Genomic DNA, 16,073 nt, shown 5'->3' with positions numbered 1-16,073 from the left:
CGCATGCCAACCGGGTACAGGCTTTCCTGTACCCGGTTTTTTTATCCCGATTTTCCGGCGCGGGGCGCGACGTAGGGCGTTAGCGGGAAGCTGCGCTGGCAGCAGACAAAGCTGGCAGCCAGACAAAGCCGCCTACAGACGCGGGCAGCCCTTGCAGTGCTTGCCACACTTTTTGAACTTTTTACAGCACTTGTCCTTGCGTTTACGGCGGCAGATGACCACGGCCACAGCTCCTTGGGTGAAAGCTGTCACCAGTCTATCCCAAATCGAAAATGGTTTTCAAATCCCTTGCACTAGAGCGGCAGGGTGTCTGTGTCGGGCGGCAGGACCTGATAGGTCACACACTGCCACCGGGAGATGCTGCCGGCGGTCGAGGAGCCATCCCCAAAGGCTAACCAGCGGCGCGGGGCACGACCGGACTGCGCCGCCGGACGCCTCCAGAACCGGCCTTCCCCGTGAATGCGGGCGACACCGTTGACGCCAATCCGCACATCCGAACCGTGCAGAACAATGGTGTAGGTGTTGATGCCTGCACTGGGGTTGCAAGCATAGGCCAGTTCAGGCACCCGCAGCAGCCGGATGCCATCCGGTTGGATGAGGAGGGCATCGGCGTAGCGGTCATTCTCGAACCAGACGGCACATCCGGTTGCATCGCGCTCGCCGATGTAAGCCACAAGCTGCATGCGTACTTCGATGACGACCTTCTGTTCGGACGTGACTTCCCAGGGCAGGTAAAAGAAGGCGCTGTTTTCCGCACTGTAGGTTGTATCCAGCAGCAGTGAACCGTCTGGTTCGGTTCGGATCAGGTTGTTGCCGGAAAGCTCGATGCCCCATCCCAGAACTGTGGCGGCGACGTGCCGTGGGCGTCCAGGCGGCGGGACGGCGGGCACCGCCTCTGGCTGAACCAGGGCCGGTGCTGGGGCCGGTACTGGTGTCACCGCGACCTGGCCGGACAGGTTCTCCCGATGGGCCGGGGTGTCCTGTTCGTGGCGCTCCATCTGTTCCGCCAGGTCTGTGACCTCGGACGGAAGCGAACTGGAAGCATGCAGGGCCTCAAGGGGTGGAAGGTTGTCGCTGACCGTCTCGATGTCTTCCAGTCCGCCTTCCGCAGCCGGCAGGACGACGGGCGCGAATGGGCTGTTTGTCGTTGGCGTCGCAGAAGCCAGCGAATGCGCCGGGCCCACCCACAGGATGCGATTGGCGTTGGAATCTGCAACGTAGAGATTGTTGTGAAAACCGACGACAATCCCGCGTGGCGAGTCAAGTTCGGCTTCCAGCGCGGGACCGGTCTGGCGGCCGCGCCGCACCCCACAGACCAGGGAAGCCGTGTAGCCGTTGCCGTTGGGCGTCAGCCGCAGAATGCGGTGGTTGTTGGTATCCGCCACGTAGAGATGGCCAAACACGTCCACGGCAAGACCGTTGGGAAAGTTCAACTGCCGGGCTTCCCCGCCGCCAAATACCGTCTTGACCGTGCCATCCGGGAAGATACAGCGGACGGCATGATTGGCAGCATCCGTCACGAAACAGAGACCGGAGACATCCACGGCAATGGCATAGGCCCAGCCGAACATGGCCCGGGTCCCGATACCATCCCGGAAGCCGCGCACCTGCCCGGCCAGGGTCCGCACCTCTCCGTCGGGCGTAATTGTGCGGACGGTCACGCCATCAGTGACATAGACGACACCGTGCATGTCCACGGCGACACCTTTGGGCCCCTCAAAGCTGGCGGTTGCTACGGAACCGTCTTCGATCTTGGAGATTCCCGTTCCGGCCAGGGTGGAAACATAGCCATCGGGGGTCACTTTCCGAATGCGCATGTTCAGGTGGTCGGCCACATAGAGTTCTCCGTCCCGCCCGACGGCCAGGCCAAGCGGCCCGTTGAACTGGGCCTCCGGTCCATATCCATCCTGAAAACCACGTTGGCCGCCACCGGCCAGCGTCACCAGACGGCCATCCGGCAGCAGCTTGCGGATGGCATGGTTGAAATGGTCAGCAATGTAGAGAACCCCTTGGGCATCCAGAGCAAGACCTACCGGATGGTTGAGTCGGGCGGAGGTTCCAACTCCGTCAAGGAAACCGGGTGTGCTGTCACCGGCTGTCACCGTCACGACCAACTCAGTCATGTCCGTCGTTCCCAACCCGGTTTGCCTGCCGAAGGGAGCCACGCCGCGAGAACCAGACACCACACCAGATGCCGGGGGAGCCGGCTGGGGCGGGGTAGCGCTCACTGCTGGGGAAGGTTTGGTGAGCTTCTGGTCTTCCAGCGCTGGCGGCAGGACGGATGGCGGTGGACTGCCTGCAGAAGCCGATGGCTCGATGACGCTGGTTTCTTCCCGGTTCTGGAGACGGACAAGACAGATGGCATGCTGCTCGCGGTCGGTGACGTACAGCCGGTAGTCAAGAAACGTCAGCGCCGTGGGCATCCAGAAGCGGGCCGTGGTGCCGTCGCCATCGGCAATCCCCTGCTGCCCACCGGCAAGGCGGATGACCTGCCCGCCCGGCAGCACGGCCTTGAGCGAAAAATCAGCCACGTCGAGAACGTACAGCGTGCCGTCGGGCCCGACCGTCACGGCCACCGGATGCAGAATCGGCACCTCGACCTTGTCATCCGGCCCTACCGGCAGGGTGCTGACCTGCCCATCCCGACTCAGTTTGCGCAACCGGCGATTACCGGCATCGGCCAGATACAGGTTGCCCACCCGGTCAAGCGCCAGACCGCTGAGGGTATCGAAACGGGCCGCTTCCGCCGGACCGTCCACGCACCCCGGCTCGCCACCGGCAATCGTGACCACCATGCCGCCTGGGCTGATGCGACGCACCCGTGTGTCGTCAGCCACATACACCGTTCCCGAAGCGTCCACGGCAACAGCGCGGGGAGCCTTGAAACGGGCCTGTTTGCCGACGCCATCCCGGGTGCCTTCCACACCGTCCCCGGCCAACGTGGTCACGGCTCCGTCCAGGGTCAGACGGCGCACCGAAGCATTGTTGAGGTCGGCGACATAGAGATACCCGGCCGCGTAGGCAATGCCGCGTGGGCCGTTGAATTCGGCCAGCAGCCCCAGATCGTCCCGGTTGCCGGGCTGGCCACTCCCGGCCAGCGTCCGCACCAGGCCATCAACAGAAATCTGGCGGATGCGGTGCCCACCGAAGTCAGCCACATACAGGTTTCCTTGGGGATCACAGGCAATTCCATTGGGACGCAGAAACTTGGCCACGGTCAGCGGCCCATCGGCATAACCACCTTCACTGGCCGTCAGGGTACTGACACTGACGTGCCAATCCGGCCGCCCGGCCGGCTCAACCGGGTGGGAAGGCAGGTCTTCCAGGGTCACCACGTCTGGGGTCGTCGCATCCGGCGTAGCATCCGGCTCAGCGGGCAAACGCCGGGTTTCAATCAGGGCGCTCGGTTCAAATGTCACCGACTCGACCCGGCTCATGGAAATCCGCATGTCGGTGACCGCCTGCCCACCCACGGCAAAGCTGTCCAGAATGAGACGCGCATCGCGTTCCCCGGCCTCGACCTCGGCGACTGGAACAGCCATGATGAGCACGCCCCGCTTCACAGCCTGCCGGGCAGCGTCCGTCTGGCTGATGACCACGGCCCAGAACAGATAAGGCGTCCCGCGCCAGACGACTTCCAGTTGGGCGGTCAGCCCGGTGTAAAAGCCGGTCGTGAATTTGTCCCCCTGAACAACGTCCGGCAGTTCCTCCAGCAGATCATTGAGGGCCGCGGCTAAAGTCCCCTCCTCAGGCACATCGGGGAAGTGCACAGTTGTGAGCCGGAACAGGCCAGTGGTGCCGTTGGGATCGCCAACACTGTACTGAAACCCTCGAACCTGCGTTGCCTGCCAGGATGCCGGATGAACGAAGGAAAAACCTTCACTTTCAAATTTGACAACGCCCCCCATCGGAGGGCTGTTGGGCGTGGCTTCAAGCTGGTTATAGCTGGATTCCGACATCACTGGTTTTCACCTCGACGAATGACTCTGGAAACCCGATAGGGCAGACAATGACCGGCAAAGACGCAAAAGCGACCGGATGGATTGAGTTTTTTGGCTGCAACCCATACTTTCTAACGTCAGGACGGGTTTCAGCAACATAATTGCCCAAAATGAGCCACCGACAACCAATAGTCGCCGGTCGCAGCAACTCTGTTCCCCTCTGGCGCTCCGCGACACGCCTTCAAGAGTTTCCCTGAACCTTTCCCCAAGCTTTGTGCGCTCACGGCTGCCATGTCCCACGTCGAAGCTGAGATCAAGTTGGCCGGAGAAACGTTCGATGAGCTGTACCAACGTCTGATCGCCGCCGGATGTACGCTTGAACTTGTCACACCACGCCATTTTGAAGACAACTGGCTGTTCGACACCCCGACGCGGTCGCTGCTGGCCAGCCGCCAGGCACTTCGGGTACGGCTGCGGGATGACCTGCCCCAGGCGACCCTGACGCACAAGGGGCCGCCGGCCGGGACTGCTGGCAACGAGGCAAAGGGCCAGCAGGAACAGGGCCGGCAGGCAAAGGTACGGGAGGAAATCGAACTCACGGTATCCGATGGCCGCGCGCTCATGCGGCTGCTCGAACGCCTCGGTTTTGAAAAAGTCTTTCGCTACCAGAAGTTCCGCACGACCTACCGCCTTACGCACCCCACTGGACTGACCCTGTGGGCGATGTTCGACGAAACCCCCATCGGGTGGTTTCTGGAACTCGAAGGCGACGAAACCACACTGGAGCGGCTGGTGGCGCAGCTTGGTCTGGGTCCCGGCGATTATCTCACGGACGCCTATCCCCGGCTTCAGGCGGAACGCTGCCGGGCGGCCGGGTGCCCGCTTGAAGATATGACTTTCACTTTGCCGACGGGTAATGGACGATAGGAATAGTTGGCTTCACCGTTGACGCCGGTTTCGTCGCCTTGGTTTGTCGTCTATGTCACATCGTCCTTCATCGCGTTTTTCCTCGCTTGCGCAGCAGGCGCGGCTTGCCCGGCGGGCGACCACCATGCTGCGGCTTACCCTGCCGACCACCCTGGCCTTTGTACGTGACCGGCGGCGGTACATTGCTTTTGGGCCGCCCCGGCAGGTCTCGGAGGAAACCCATCGCCAGCGGGCGCAGACCATCAAGCAACACATTGAAACGCTGGGCACGGCCTTCATCAAACTGGGGCAGCTTGTCAGTACCCGCCCGGACCTCGTTCCGGCAGTGTATATCGAAGAAATTTCCAAGCTCCAGGACGGCATTACCCCCCTGTCGGGCAAAGCCGCCCGGCGGACGCTCGAAGCCATTTACGGCACCCGGTTGGAAGCCGTGTTTGACCGCTTTGACGACGAAGCCCTGGCCGCTGCGTCGCTGGCGCAGGTTCACTACGCGGTCTGGCAGGGACAGGATGTAGCCGTCAAGTTTGTTCGCCCGGACATCCCGGCGCAGATGGCCGTTGACCTCAAAATCGCCGGCTATGTCATCCGGCAGCTCGACCGGCATTTTTCCAACTCACTGACCCGCATGCTCTCCACAGCCATTGCTGAAGGCTCAAAGGGCATGGCGCAGGAACTCGACCTGACGACCGAGATGGAGAACATCGAAACCATGGCGCGCATTCTTGCCCGCCGGGAAGATGTCACCGTTCCGCTCGTGTACCCGGAAGTGTCGGGTCCGCAGGTCATCGTCATGGAATACTGCCCCGGCGTGAAGTTCACCGACGTGGAGCGGCTTCAGGCGGCTGGTTTCGACTTTGACGATCTCATTGCCCGGCTGGTCAGGCTCTACGCCGAAATGATCTTCGTGGCCGGCGTCTATCACGCCGACCCCCATCCCGGAAACATTCTTGTCGGCGATGGCGGGCAGTTGATTCTTCTCGACTACGGCATGGTGTGCCGCCTCTCGCGCGAGATGCGTGCGGCCATTCTGGATGCCGTGGCGGCCGGCTTGCACGGCGACCGGGAACGCCTTGTGGATGGCCTGTATGAAACCGGCATCGTTGCGCCGGGCACCAACCGCCGGCGCATTCATGCCTTCATCGAGGAAATCATCCAGCTTCACCGCCGCGGACTCGATGCCCAAAACCGCATGCTGGGCGTGGGTCTGGCCATCGAGCGGACAGCCCGTGAACTGGGACTCAACCTCCCGGCCGAACTGGTCTATGTCTTTCGGAGCCTTTCCCTGCTCGAAGGCATGGCGGCGAAACTGCGTCCCGGTTGGAGCCTCATCGAACATGGCTTTGAGCCGATGCAGGAAGCGCTGGCGCCGCAGTACGTCAAGTCGTTGCTCAGCCGGGAGGGTCTGCTCAACACGGCTGTGGATGAGATTCGGCGCTTTCTGGGTCACCGTACGGTCCGCCGGTTCACATAAAAAAGCACAGCCGGAAAGCACGGTTGGCTTCCCGGCTGCGCCGCTGTCACTCTCACCGGTTCATCGCCCGCCCGGCGGACGAACGCATCCAATCCAGTACCGGACTAATAGACAATCCCCATCTCCAGAGCGGTTTCCCGGTCCAGACGGCCGGTTGTCGGCAGTCCGCGCTCTTCCTGAAAACGCTGGATGGCATCGCGCGTCTCGGCATCGAGGCGGCCGGTAATGCGTCCGTTGTAGAGCCGTTCCCGGCGCAGTTCGGTCTGCGCCCGGCGCACAATATCGCTGGCGGTGTACTCTCCGGCATTCGGGTCATAGCCATAGCCGAAGTCTTCGTTCGGGTCACTCCCGCCAGACGGGTCGCTCCCGGTGGAGAAGCCGCCACCGGAAACGACACCCAGTGCGCGCGCCGTCTCGCGGTCCAGGCGACGGTTCACCGTCAGGCCCTGCTGGCGTTGAAAATTGCCGATGGCCTGCCGGGTGAGCTGTCCCAGGTTGCCGGTAATGTCGCCATCGTAGAAGCCCTGCCGGCGCAGTTCGGTCTGTGCCCGGCGCACGATGTCGGGAGCAGTGTACTCACCTCGGGCCGCATCGTAACCGTAGTCATCCCAGTTGCCGCCGCTGCCCGTGTTGCCGCCGGTGCTCATGTCGCTGGGCACCCGCAGCGGTTGTTCAAGTTCGACGCCGAAACGGTATCCACTCTGCACCTGGGCTTCCTGCCCCTTGGAAAGCAACGCGCCAAGGACACCGGCCGCGGCCCCGATACCAGCGCCAATGGCAGCTCCCTTGCCACCGCCGGCAATTGCGCCGATAGCCGCGCCGGCCCCCGCGCCACCACCCACGAAAATGACATTGCGCTTGGTGGAGCTGCCGCCCCGGGCCCTTCCTTCGCTGTCAATCTGCTCACGCTCTCTGGCATCCAGACTGGTCAGCGAAGCGCGCATGTCACGCGATACGCCGTTGGCAAAAATAATGCGGTCAAACTCGACGGCAATCGTTCCAGAACGGCTCCGCCGCTCAGCCGGCTGGACCGCCGTGACCCGTCCCTGCACCTGTGTGCCCTGCGGAATGGCCAACTGCCCCCCGACAATTACAGGTTCAAACACGGTGGCCGTGAAGGTGTCTCCCACCCGCGCCGTACGGGAGGAAATCGTCCGGTCCATCTGCACCCGGATGATGGTTCCAGGGGGCAGGGTGATGTCCTGAAAACGCTGGGCAAAAACGATCCCGGCAACGGAGGGTTGCTGGGAAGGGAGCGCGGGCCACATCGCACCACAGAGGGCGACGAGGCCAAGAGGTGTGACCAGGCTTCGGGTCAAGTGACGTTTCATGGCAGGATTTCCTTTCGTGTAAGCCGATTCGTGTCAACGATGCCGCAGCGGGCATCACAGCATCACCCAAGATGCGCCAGCCCGGCCCCACGTTGGTCTGTGGATGACCTTTGAACAGAAGAGCCGTTCAGTAGTGGATGTAACGCCAGTCGGTTCACCGCGGAATGGGCAGGCTGGCTTGTCAGTGTTGAAAACACGACGGTACTATAACCAACACTTTGCGCCCGTGAAACCCAACCTGACCAGCCTTCCCAAGCCACGCCACCCATGGAACTCGTCACGCTTACGATAGACGGCAAGACCTACCAGGCCCCGAAGGGCATGCTCCTTCTGGAGTTCTGCACGGCACAGGGCATTGCCATTCCCAACTTCTGCTACTACCCCGATCTGACCTCCCAGGCGGCCTGCCGGATGTGTCTGGTGCGCATCGAAAAGGTGCCCAAGCTGGCTACCGCCTGTACCGTCACGATTACCGACGGCATGGTGGTCACGGCGAGTTCCGATGAAATCGTTGAAGCCCGCAAAGGCATGCTGGACTTCATCTTGGGCAACCACCCGCTCGACTGCCCGGTGTGTGACAAAGGCGGACAGTGCGAGTTGCAGGATATGGCCTTTCAGTACGGGGCCGTTTATGCCCACTATGAAGTTCCCAAAAACAACAAGGAAGAACGCCGGCTCTCGCCCTTCATTGCCTATGACGAACAGCGGTGCGTGAAGTGCTACCGCTGCGTGCGCGTGTGCGAAGACTGGATGGACGTGCACGCCCTGACCAAAATCTTTCGCGGCACCAATGAAGTCATCGGTTTTTACGGGCAGGACCTGCACTGCGAACAGTGCGGCAACTGCGTTGAAGTCTGCCCGGTTGGCGCGCTGCTTTCCGTGGACTCGCGCTTCAAAGCCCGTCCGTGGGATATGCGCGAACAACAGACAACCTGCTCGTTTTGTGCCGATGGCTGCCAGCTTGAACTGGGCGTCCGGGGCAAACAGTACGTCCGCGCGGCTTCCAAAGACCTGACCGGCATCAACGGCGAGTTTCTGTGCATCCGGGGCCGGTACGGCAGCGCCTACATCTCCAATCCGGCACGGCTGACGACGCCCCTGATTCGGCAGGGCAACGACCTCAAGCCGGCCACCTGGGACGAGGCTCTGGCGACGGCGGCCCGGCTTCTTTCTGGCATCCACAAACAGCACGGCGGAAATGCTGTAGCCATAGTGGGTTCCTCCCGGCTGACGAATGAAGCCAACTTTGCCCTGGCCCGCTTCGGCCGGACGCTCGACACGCCGCACCTGGCCCACTTCCGCAACGTCGAACTCGGCGATTTTTATGCCCATCTCTCGGCCCCGCTGGCCACGCACGAGGACATCAAGCAGGCCACGACCATTGTCCAAATCGGTGGCGACCCGACGGAATACAGCCCACTGACCGGCTTTGCCATGCGCTATGCCCGGCGGAAGCACGGCGCGCGCCTTCTGGTGATCAACCAGCGGGCAACACGCATCGCGCGGCGGCAGGCCGAGGTCTTCCTGCATGTGCGTCCCGACGGTGAAAGCGCCATCGTGCGCGCGCTCTTCGAGGAAGCCAGCCTGGAAGCGATGGCTCTGCTGGCGGGCGTTGCGGTGGATGACCTGCGCACGCTCCGCGAGGCCATCACAACGGCCGACCGGCTCGTGGTCATCGTCGGGCCGGAAGTGCGTGGTGCGGCGCTTCGCGCCCTGGCGCAGGTTCGTCTTCTCACGAAACCTGACGCGACGGTTCATCTGCTGGCGCTGGCGGAGGACAACAACTCGGCAGGCACGTTCGACATGGGGCTGTCGGTCAACGCGGCGCATCTGGAAGCCGACTTTGGACAGAGCATTCGCGCGGCCTATCTCGCCGGAGCCGATCCCATCTCGAACCTTGGCGACCACTGGCGCGCCGCGCTTGCCCGGCTGGAATGCCTCATCGTGAGTGAACTGTTCCTGACGGAAACGGCCAAACTGGCGCACGTTGTGTTCCCGGCCATGAGCTATGCCGAACAGGATGGCACGTTTACGAATCATGCCGGACAGGTGCAGCGGGTGGCACGTCTGCTTGAAGGCGACGGCAACCGCCGCCCGGACTGGCTGATTGTCCAGGCGCTGGCCAAAGCCATGGGCTGCCCGATGCCTTCCAAAGGTTCCGCCAGCGCCCTGCTCAATGACATCGCCCTGGAAGTGCCAGGCTACGCCGGGGTGAGTTTCGCCAGCCTCAAGCAGGCGCCCAAAGGCGCTTTCCGGTTGGCGCGGCCGCTGGCCGAACCGGCCGACCGGGAGCGCCTTCAGGCTTCGCTGCGGGAGCAGACGGCGCTGATTGACGCCACAGCCCCCCATGACCAGCGGATCGTCGAAATGGGCGAGGGGCTGTTTGCGCGTGGGACGCTGCTTCGCCACGTCAAAGTCTTCGACGACGCCCAGCCCTTCTGGGAAGCGCACCGTGGCGAATGGGAAGCCATGAATGTCGAAACCGGGTGGCCTGTGGCAGCGGACTGACCGCTTGCCCCCGTTTCAGCTTTCTGATGTTTCACCAGTCTGAGAACAGGTAGTTCAGGAAACGACCATGCCCAACGTAGGAGACCCGGCGCCGGATTTTTCCCTGGCTGCCAGTGACGGCCAAACCTATTCCCTGTCCCAGTTCCGGGGCAAAAACCACGTCGTGCTCGTGTTCTATCCCGGCGACGACACCCCGACCTGCACGGCGCAACTGTGCGACTACCGCGACGGCTGGGAAGCCTTCCGGCAACTCGATGCGGTGATTCTTGGCGTCAGCACCAACGACCTGACGGCGCACAAAAAGTTCGCCGAAAAGTATTCCTTCCCCTTCCCGCTGCTCGAAGACCCCGGAAATCAACTGTGCAAGGCGTATGGTGTCCTGATGCTGGGCGGTCTGCTTCCCATCGCCAACCGGGCTGTGTTCATCATTGACAAGCAGGGCATCATCCGCTACCGCCACGTCGAAACGCTGCCCATTTTCAAGCGCAGCCGCACCGAACTGCTCGCAGCCCTACGCCAGATAGCCGCCTGAAAACAGCCTGCCGGGCCGGCGCGGGCAATCCTCATTGGAACCGATGCCGTCAGAAGTCAGTTTGCAGTGCGTTGTGGCAGGCGGATTTCGGGAAGTAGTGGCGGAGAATGTCCCGGTAGTGCCGTCCGGCCTGGGCCTGGGCAATGGCCCCGGCCAGACACAACCCGACCTGATGGCCGAATCCCTGACCGCGCAGCACCAGCCATTCCCCATGCGGCTCAATGGCGTACCGGTTGGAAAGGACAAGGTTCCACCCCAGCCGTTGCCCCACCAGGTGCCGGAACCGATAGTTGGGCAGGGTGATTTGCCGTGAACCGGCCTGGACGACAAGGCTGGTCACAAAGCCATCCGGCGTGCGCCCGGCAACGGCGATGTTCCAGCTTTCCGTTGCTGCCAGCTCCGGCAGGAGGGCGCGGGCCAGCGTCCGTCGGTCAACCCGGCGCATCCAGGCGAAAAAACGTGCCTCCCGGCACCACCGGCAACGGACGCCCGTGGCGGTTGTGGAGTCCTGGCCCATACCAAAAGCCACGGCCGGCGTCGTCGTACGCCCGCCACAGCAGGCCGTATAGTAGGCGTCGCTCAGCCCGCCGTCGGCTTCCCACAGGACTTCTCCCTGGGTGTCGGCAGCCGCCTGCTTTCCCAGTCCCGAAAGGGCGCCGCCGGTTTCGCGTCCGGCTTCCCGTCGCGCCCATTGCTCGCCGAAAAACAACTGGCAGTGCGTCGAGTCACAGAAATCGAACCCCTGACCGGCATGCCGTCCAACGTGGTTGACCAGATAGCTGCGGACGACGACCGCCAGCGCCCTGGCCGCTTCCGACGGCGCTTCCGGCGAAAGCTCGGCGCTCACCACTGCCGCAACAACGGCTTCCGGCGGCTGGGTCACGACGAGTTGGAGATGTTTTTCGCCGGGCGTCACCGTGAGCGTTCCACAAAAATGCCGGCGCAGGCGGGTTCTGCGTCCTGTCACTTCCACGGTCACATCCTCCGCGGCCACGGCCAGATGTGTCCCGATGGCCAACCGTCGCTCACCCTGCCAGAGAGCGAGGCCGCCGGCATCCTTCGCCACCCGGCAGAGGCGGCCGGGCGGGAGTGCCACGGGACGTTCATCGAGATGCAGAGTGGCAGGCCGGGAACCTGCCGCCAGAGTGACTTCCTGCGGCTGAAACAGCGTCAGGATGCCGATGCGCAGGGTTTCCGGCAGTCGCACTCTGGACGACGGTCTGGTGTGAGCAGCCGACGACCTGCCGCCGCCGGTTATCCAGAACGGAAACACCAACAGACACAAGACTGCCGGACCGCACTTCAGAATATGGGCGGTCATACGCCTTCAGGGCTATGGGTTTCCTAGTCGGGCAGCAGGGCGAAACGGTCCATCGCCGCAACCAGCGCCGCCGTCGTCCCCGGCTCCGAGGCGGAATGCCCGGCGTTCGGAATGATTTGAAAATCGGCTTCAGGAAACGCCTTGTGCAGCTCCCAGGCGGTCATCACCGGACACACCACATCGTAACGCCCCTGCACGATGACCGTCGGAATGTGGCGAATGCGATGGACGTGTTCGAGCAGGTAATGCTCGGACTCCATGAAAATCCGGTTGATGAAGTAGTGGCACTCAATGCGGGCAATGGCCAGCGCACGCTCGTCGAAATCCTTGATGAGTTCCGGGTCCGGGAGCAGTTTTGAGGTACTGCCTTCCCAGACACTCCAGGCGCGGGCAGCCGCCAGCCGCACTTGCTCATCATCGCTCGTCAACCGGCGGTAGTAAGCGGCCACCATGTCGTGGCGTTCATCCGGGGGAATGAGATCGCGGTACGGCTCCCAGGCGTCCGGGAAAATGGCATTCGCCCCTTCCTGGTAAAACCAGTCAATCTCCTTTTTGCGGCACAGAAAAATTCCCCGCAGCACCAGCGCCCGGACGCGGTCGGGATGGGTTTCTGCGTAAGCCAGCGCCAGGGTACTGCCCCAGGAGCCGCCAAACACGACCCACTTTCGGATGTCCAGGTGTTGGCGCAAACGCTCGATGTCGGCAACCAAATCCCACGTCGTGTTCTCTTCCAGACAGGCGTAGGGCGTGCTTTTCCCGGCACCGCGCTGGTCAAACAGGACGATGCGGTAACGCTCCGGGTCGAAGTACCGCCGGTGGTCAGGGGAGGTGCCGCCGCCGGGCCCGCCGTGGAGAAAGACCACCGGCTTCCCCTGGGGATTGCCGCTGACTTCGTAGTACAACGTGTGCCGTTCGGAAACCGGCAGCATCCCGGTTTCATAGGGTTCGATGGGCGGATAGAGCGTGCGCGCGTCGGTCATGGCAAGACTCCAATCAGGGCGGTGGGTTGCCGGTGAGGTAACGCCGGGCGTCCGACAGGTAGGGTTCAAGCTGGTACGGTTCGAGGTGCGTCATGCCGTATGGTAGTTCGGCCAGTACCGGGACGCCAAATGCTCGCAGCACGCGCGCGTTGTCTTCCCGCTCCAGACCGGCTTCGGCGTCCGTGTCGTTGAGAATGACGCCCACACCAGGGAGTCCACGGCGGTGCAGTTCGTTCCAGGTGAGCAGGACGTGGTTGAGCGTGCCCAGCCGCGCCCGCGCCACCACCAGCGTCGGACAACCCAGCCGGGCGATGAAATCGGCGACGGTCTGGTAGCCTGTGCTGGCTGTTCCCGCCAGCGGCACGAGCAGTCCGCCCGCCCCTTCCACGAGCAACACATCCGTTTCAGCGGCAGCGGCCTGCACAAGTTCAAGACAGGCTTCCAGTTCAATGGTGACGCCGGCCCGTTCTGCCGCCACGGCCGGGGCAAGCGGTTCCGCCAACCGATAGCGGATGAAGCGTTCCAGAGGCAGGTGCTCCAGTCCGGCCGCCCGGCGATGGGCCAGCGCATCCGCCGGCTGGAGTTCACCAGCAGCGTCCATGGCGCAGCCGGACTCAATCGGCTTGACGGCGCGCGCGCGACAGCCGGACTGGATCAATGTCCGCACCAGGGCACAGGTGACAGCGGTTTTGCCCACACCCGTGTCAGTTCCGGTTACGAAAAAGATTGGCGTCATGGGTGCGTCACAGTGGCTGCGTCACAAAACCGGCACTTGCAGCGCCTGGAGTGCCTCGCCGATGAGGTAAATGGAGCCGCAGACGAGAATCAGCCCTTCAGGTGGCGTCAGTTCGCGGGCCCGGGCCAGCGCCATGGCGACATCCGGCGCCTGGATGATACCCGACGGCAGCCAGTAGCCCAGGGCAATGACTTCGAGACTCTCACGCGGCATCGTCCGGGGCTGGTTTTTGACCTCCGTCAGAATCAGACGATCCACACCCGACGCCAGTGCCGACAGCAGATCGGCGGCCGGTTTGTCGCGCATGGTGGCAAAGATGGCGGTTCGGGGACGCCGCCCGCCAATGCTTTCCAGAAAGTGCGCCAGCGCCTGCGCTCCCTGTGGGTTGTGCGCGCCGTCAAGCAGTACCGGCGGAGTTGTCTCCAGCCACTGTAAACGTCCGGGCCAGTGGGTGGTTTCCAGTCCGGCCACAATCGCCCGGCCGATGTCGCTTTCGGCTACACCCCGGCGGCGCAGTTCAGCCTGGGCAACCACGGCCGCCAGAGCCGCGTTTTGCGTCTGATGCCTGCCGCGCAGCGACAACCGGCACACTCCGCCTTCCAGGCTGGGAAAGCGCTGGTCAAAGCGGACAGAAGGGCAGCCCGTGGCATCCAGATGTACGGTCTCGAAGGGAGCCACCCACTGCGGTTCAACCTGCTGCGCCAGGGCCGAGTGCGCCAACACCCGGCGCGCTTCCTCTGGCTGGGTGTCCGCCAGGTACACCGGCACGCCGGGCTTGATGATCCCGGCCTTTTCACGGGCGATGTGGGACAGCGTGGGCCCCAGCCATTCCCGGTGGTCTTCACCGATGTTGGTGATGACTGCCGCCGCTGGGTGCAGGACGTTGGTGGCATCCAGCCGGCCGCCCAGGCCGACTTCGGCCACGACGACCTCGGCCTGCCGGGCGGCCAGGTAGGTAAAGGCCGCGGCTGTGAGATGCTCAAAAAACGTCGGACGCGCAGCCAGACGCCCCTGTTCCAACAATGACTCAACCGCGTCATGAACCTGCGTCATGACCTCTGCAAAAGCGGCTTCCGGGATAGCCTGCCCATTGAGCCGGATGCGCTCGACGGGACTCATCAGGTGAGGCGACGTGTACAACCCGGTACGCAAGCCCGCCTGCTGGAAGATGCTGGCCAGAAACGCACAGGTGGAGCCTTTGCCGTTTGTGCCGGCGACGTGAATGGCGCAGAACTTCTGCTCCGGCTGTCCCAGTTTGGCCAGAAGTGCCTGCATGGCTTCCAGGCCAAGCTTCATTGTGGCGACTTCATTGCCCAACGCCTGCAGGTATCGGGTAGCAGCCTCAAAGTCCATGGACAAGGGGTCTCGACTTCCAGCAAAACGGCAGCCGTTTTCAGAACGGAAAAGACTCAGCCGGCCATAAAAGCCAGGGCATCCATCAGAAACTTCCGCATCTCACGCCGGTCCACAACGGCATCGAGCATACCGTGAGCCAGCAGAAATTCCGACCGCTGGAATCCGGCCGGCAGCTTTTGACGAATGGTTTGCTCAATGACCCGTGGCCCGGCAAACCCGATGAGCGCCCCCGGTTCGGCCACGTTGATGTCGCCCAGCATGGCAAAACTGGCCGTGACGCCGCCGGTTGTCGGGTCGGTCAGGACGGAAATATACGGCACACGCGCCGCATCCAGACGGGCCAGCGCGCCGCAAATCTTGGCAAGCTGCATCAGGCTGTAGGTGCCTTCCATCATGCGCGCCCCGCCGGAAGCCGAAACGATGATGAGCGGCTTTTTCCGGGCAATCGCCCGCTCGATGGCGCGTGTCACCTTTTCACCGACAACTGACCCCATGCTGCCGCCGATGAACTCCATCACCATGACGCAGCCGATGATGGGACGCCCACCAAGCGTACCCTCGGCGCAGACGATGGCATCGTTGAAGCCGGTACTCCTGCGGGCCTGTTCAATTCGCTCGGCATAGGACTTGGTATCGAAGAACCCCAGGATGTCGGTGGAAACGATGTTGTCGTCGAAGGTTTCGTACCGGCCTTCATCAAACAGATGCGCCAGGCGCAACCGGGTCGGCCATTTCATGTGATGCCGACAGTTGGTGCAGACGTACAGGCTGGCTTCAAGGTCCTTCTTGAACAGCGTCGTCCCACAGGCCGGACATTTGACAAACAAACCTTCGGTTCGCACCTTGCGGTCGGAAGGCAGTGTTTCTTCGGTGATATTGCGCTTGCGTCGAAACCAGGCCATACGCAGTACATCCTGGACAGTGAAATCATTTTGAGCCGAACAAGGCTGTGCAGCGTTCAGCATTCAGT

11 protein-coding genes are annotated in these 16,073 nt (G+C 62.8%); 4 read left to right on the top strand and 7 right to left on the bottom strand.

The window, feature by feature from the left end; genetic code table 11:
* Window positions 1-293 precede the first annotated feature (293 nt).
* On the bottom strand, window positions 294-3,959 hold the full coding sequence (locus J8C01_RS02625) for an NHL domain-containing protein (RefSeq protein ID WP_249355482.1): 3,666 nt from the start codon (window positions 3,957-3,959) through the stop codon (window positions 294-296).
* A gap of 273 nt (window positions 3,960-4,232) precedes the next feature.
* On the opposite strand from J8C01_RS02625, the gene J8C01_RS02620 reads away from it, so the two are divergent.
* Both J8C01_RS02620 and J8C01_RS02615 read left to right on the top strand, forming a co-directional pair.
* Window positions 4,233-4,868: a class IV adenylate cyclase gene (locus J8C01_RS02620; protein WP_211432283.1), complete on the top strand. Its 636-nt coding sequence runs from the start codon at window positions 4,233-4,235 to the stop codon at window positions 4,866-4,868.
* A gap of 52 nt (window positions 4,869-4,920) precedes the next feature.
* Entirely contained in the window at window positions 4,921-6,339 is a 1,419-nt protein-coding gene (locus tag J8C01_RS02615; protein ID WP_014099027.1) for an ABC1 kinase family protein, read from the top strand.
* A gap of 104 nt (window positions 6,340-6,443) precedes the next feature.
* Here the strand turns inward: J8C01_RS02615 and J8C01_RS02610 are convergent, their stop codons facing one another.
* Window positions 6,444-7,670 carry a peptidoglycan-binding protein gene (locus J8C01_RS02610; RefSeq protein WP_211432282.1) on the bottom strand — a complete coding sequence of 409 codons (1,227 nt, stop codon included), beginning with the start codon at window positions 7,668-7,670 and terminating at the stop codon, window positions 6,444-6,446.
* Between the two features lie 267 nt (window positions 7,671-7,937).
* Between J8C01_RS02610 and J8C01_RS02605 the strand changes: the two genes are divergently transcribed.
* Both J8C01_RS02605 and J8C01_RS02600 read left to right on the top strand, forming a co-directional pair.
* Window positions 7,938-10,178, top strand: coding sequence for a molybdopterin-dependent oxidoreductase (locus J8C01_RS02605; protein ID WP_211432281.1), 2,241 nt, complete (start codon window positions 7,938-7,940; stop codon window positions 10,176-10,178).
* A 67-nt stretch (window positions 10,179-10,245) separates the two neighbouring features.
* Complete coding sequence (locus tag J8C01_RS02600; protein WP_211432280.1) at window positions 10,246-10,710, top strand: peroxiredoxin; 465 nt, start codon at window positions 10,246-10,248, stop codon at window positions 10,708-10,710.
* 49 nt (window positions 10,711-10,759) lie between these two features.
* Here the strand turns inward: J8C01_RS02600 and J8C01_RS02595 are convergent, their stop codons facing one another.
* The 5 genes from J8C01_RS02595 to accD form a co-directional block, all read right to left on the bottom strand.
* The gene (locus tag J8C01_RS02595) at window positions 10,760-11,917 is read right to left on the bottom strand and encodes a SpoIID/LytB domain-containing protein (protein WP_211432279.1); all 1,158 of its coding nucleotides are present in this window, start codon (window positions 11,915-11,917) and stop codon (window positions 10,760-10,762) included.
* A gap of 137 nt (window positions 11,918-12,054) precedes the next feature.
* On the bottom strand, window positions 12,055-13,011 hold the full coding sequence (gene pip / locus J8C01_RS02590; RefSeq protein WP_211432278.1) for a prolyl aminopeptidase: 957 nt from the start codon (window positions 13,009-13,011) through the stop codon (window positions 12,055-12,057).
* 13 nt (window positions 13,012-13,024) lie between these two features.
* Window positions 13,025-13,747 carry a dethiobiotin synthase gene (gene bioD / locus J8C01_RS02585; RefSeq protein ID WP_211432277.1) on the bottom strand — a complete coding sequence of 241 codons (723 nt, stop codon included), beginning with the start codon at window positions 13,745-13,747 and terminating at the stop codon, window positions 13,025-13,027.
* 21 nt (window positions 13,748-13,768) lie between these two features.
* On the bottom strand, window positions 13,769-15,100 hold the full coding sequence (locus J8C01_RS02580; RefSeq protein ID WP_211432276.1) for a bifunctional folylpolyglutamate synthase/dihydrofolate synthase: 1,332 nt from the start codon (window positions 15,098-15,100) through the stop codon (window positions 13,769-13,771).
* Between the two features lie 56 nt (window positions 15,101-15,156).
* Window positions 15,157-16,005 carry an acetyl-CoA carboxylase, carboxyltransferase subunit beta gene (gene accD / locus J8C01_RS02575; RefSeq protein WP_211432275.1) on the bottom strand — a complete coding sequence of 283 codons (849 nt, stop codon included), beginning with the start codon at window positions 16,003-16,005 and terminating at the stop codon, window positions 15,157-15,159.
* Window positions 16,006-16,073 lie beyond the last annotated feature (68 nt).

The sequence above is a fragment of the Chloracidobacterium sp. D genome (assembly GCF_018304685.1).
In the GTDB taxonomy this organism is placed as follows: Bacteria; Acidobacteriota; Blastocatellia; order Chloracidobacteriales; family Chloracidobacteriaceae; genus Chloracidobacterium; species Chloracidobacterium thermophilum.
Note: the sequence above shows the minus strand (reverse complement) of the source record. Positions and strands in the feature narration are given on the sequence as shown.

What these genes read in the sequence shown, in the direction of transcription:
- J8C01_RS02605 (WP_211432281.1), top strand. Translation starts at nt 7,938, where the DNA reads ATGGAACTCGTCACGCTTACGATAGACGGCAAGACCTACCAGGCCCCG.
- J8C01_RS02620 (WP_211432283.1), top strand. Translation starts at nt 4,233, where the DNA reads ATGTCCCACGTCGAAGCTGAGATCAAGTTGGCCGGAGAAACGTTCGAT.
- J8C01_RS02580 (WP_211432276.1), bottom strand. Translation starts at nt 15,100, where the DNA reads ATGGACTTTGAGGCTGCTACCCGATACCTGCAGGCGTTGGGCAATGAA.
- J8C01_RS02610 (WP_211432282.1), bottom strand. Translation starts at nt 7,670, where the DNA reads ATGAAACGTCACTTGACCCGAAGCCTGGTCACACCTCTTGGCCTCGTC.
- pip (WP_211432278.1), bottom strand. Translation starts at nt 13,011, where the DNA reads ATGACCGACGCGCGCACGCTCTATCCGCCCATCGAACCCTATGAAACC.
- J8C01_RS02625 (WP_249355482.1), bottom strand. Translation starts at nt 3,959, where the DNA reads ATGTCGGAATCCAGCTATAACCAGCTTGAAGCCACGCCCAACAGCCCT.
- J8C01_RS02600 (WP_211432280.1), top strand. Translation starts at nt 10,246, where the DNA reads ATGCCCAACGTAGGAGACCCGGCGCCGGATTTTTCCCTGGCTGCCAGT.
- bioD (WP_211432277.1), bottom strand. Translation starts at nt 13,747, where the DNA reads ATGACGCCAATCTTTTTCGTAACCGGAACTGACACGGGTGTGGGCAAA.
- accD (WP_211432275.1), bottom strand. Translation starts at nt 16,005, where the DNA reads ATGGCCTGGTTTCGACGCAAGCGCAATATCACCGAAGAAACACTGCCT.
- J8C01_RS02615 (WP_014099027.1), top strand. Translation starts at nt 4,921, where the DNA reads ATGTCACATCGTCCTTCATCGCGTTTTTCCTCGCTTGCGCAGCAGGCG.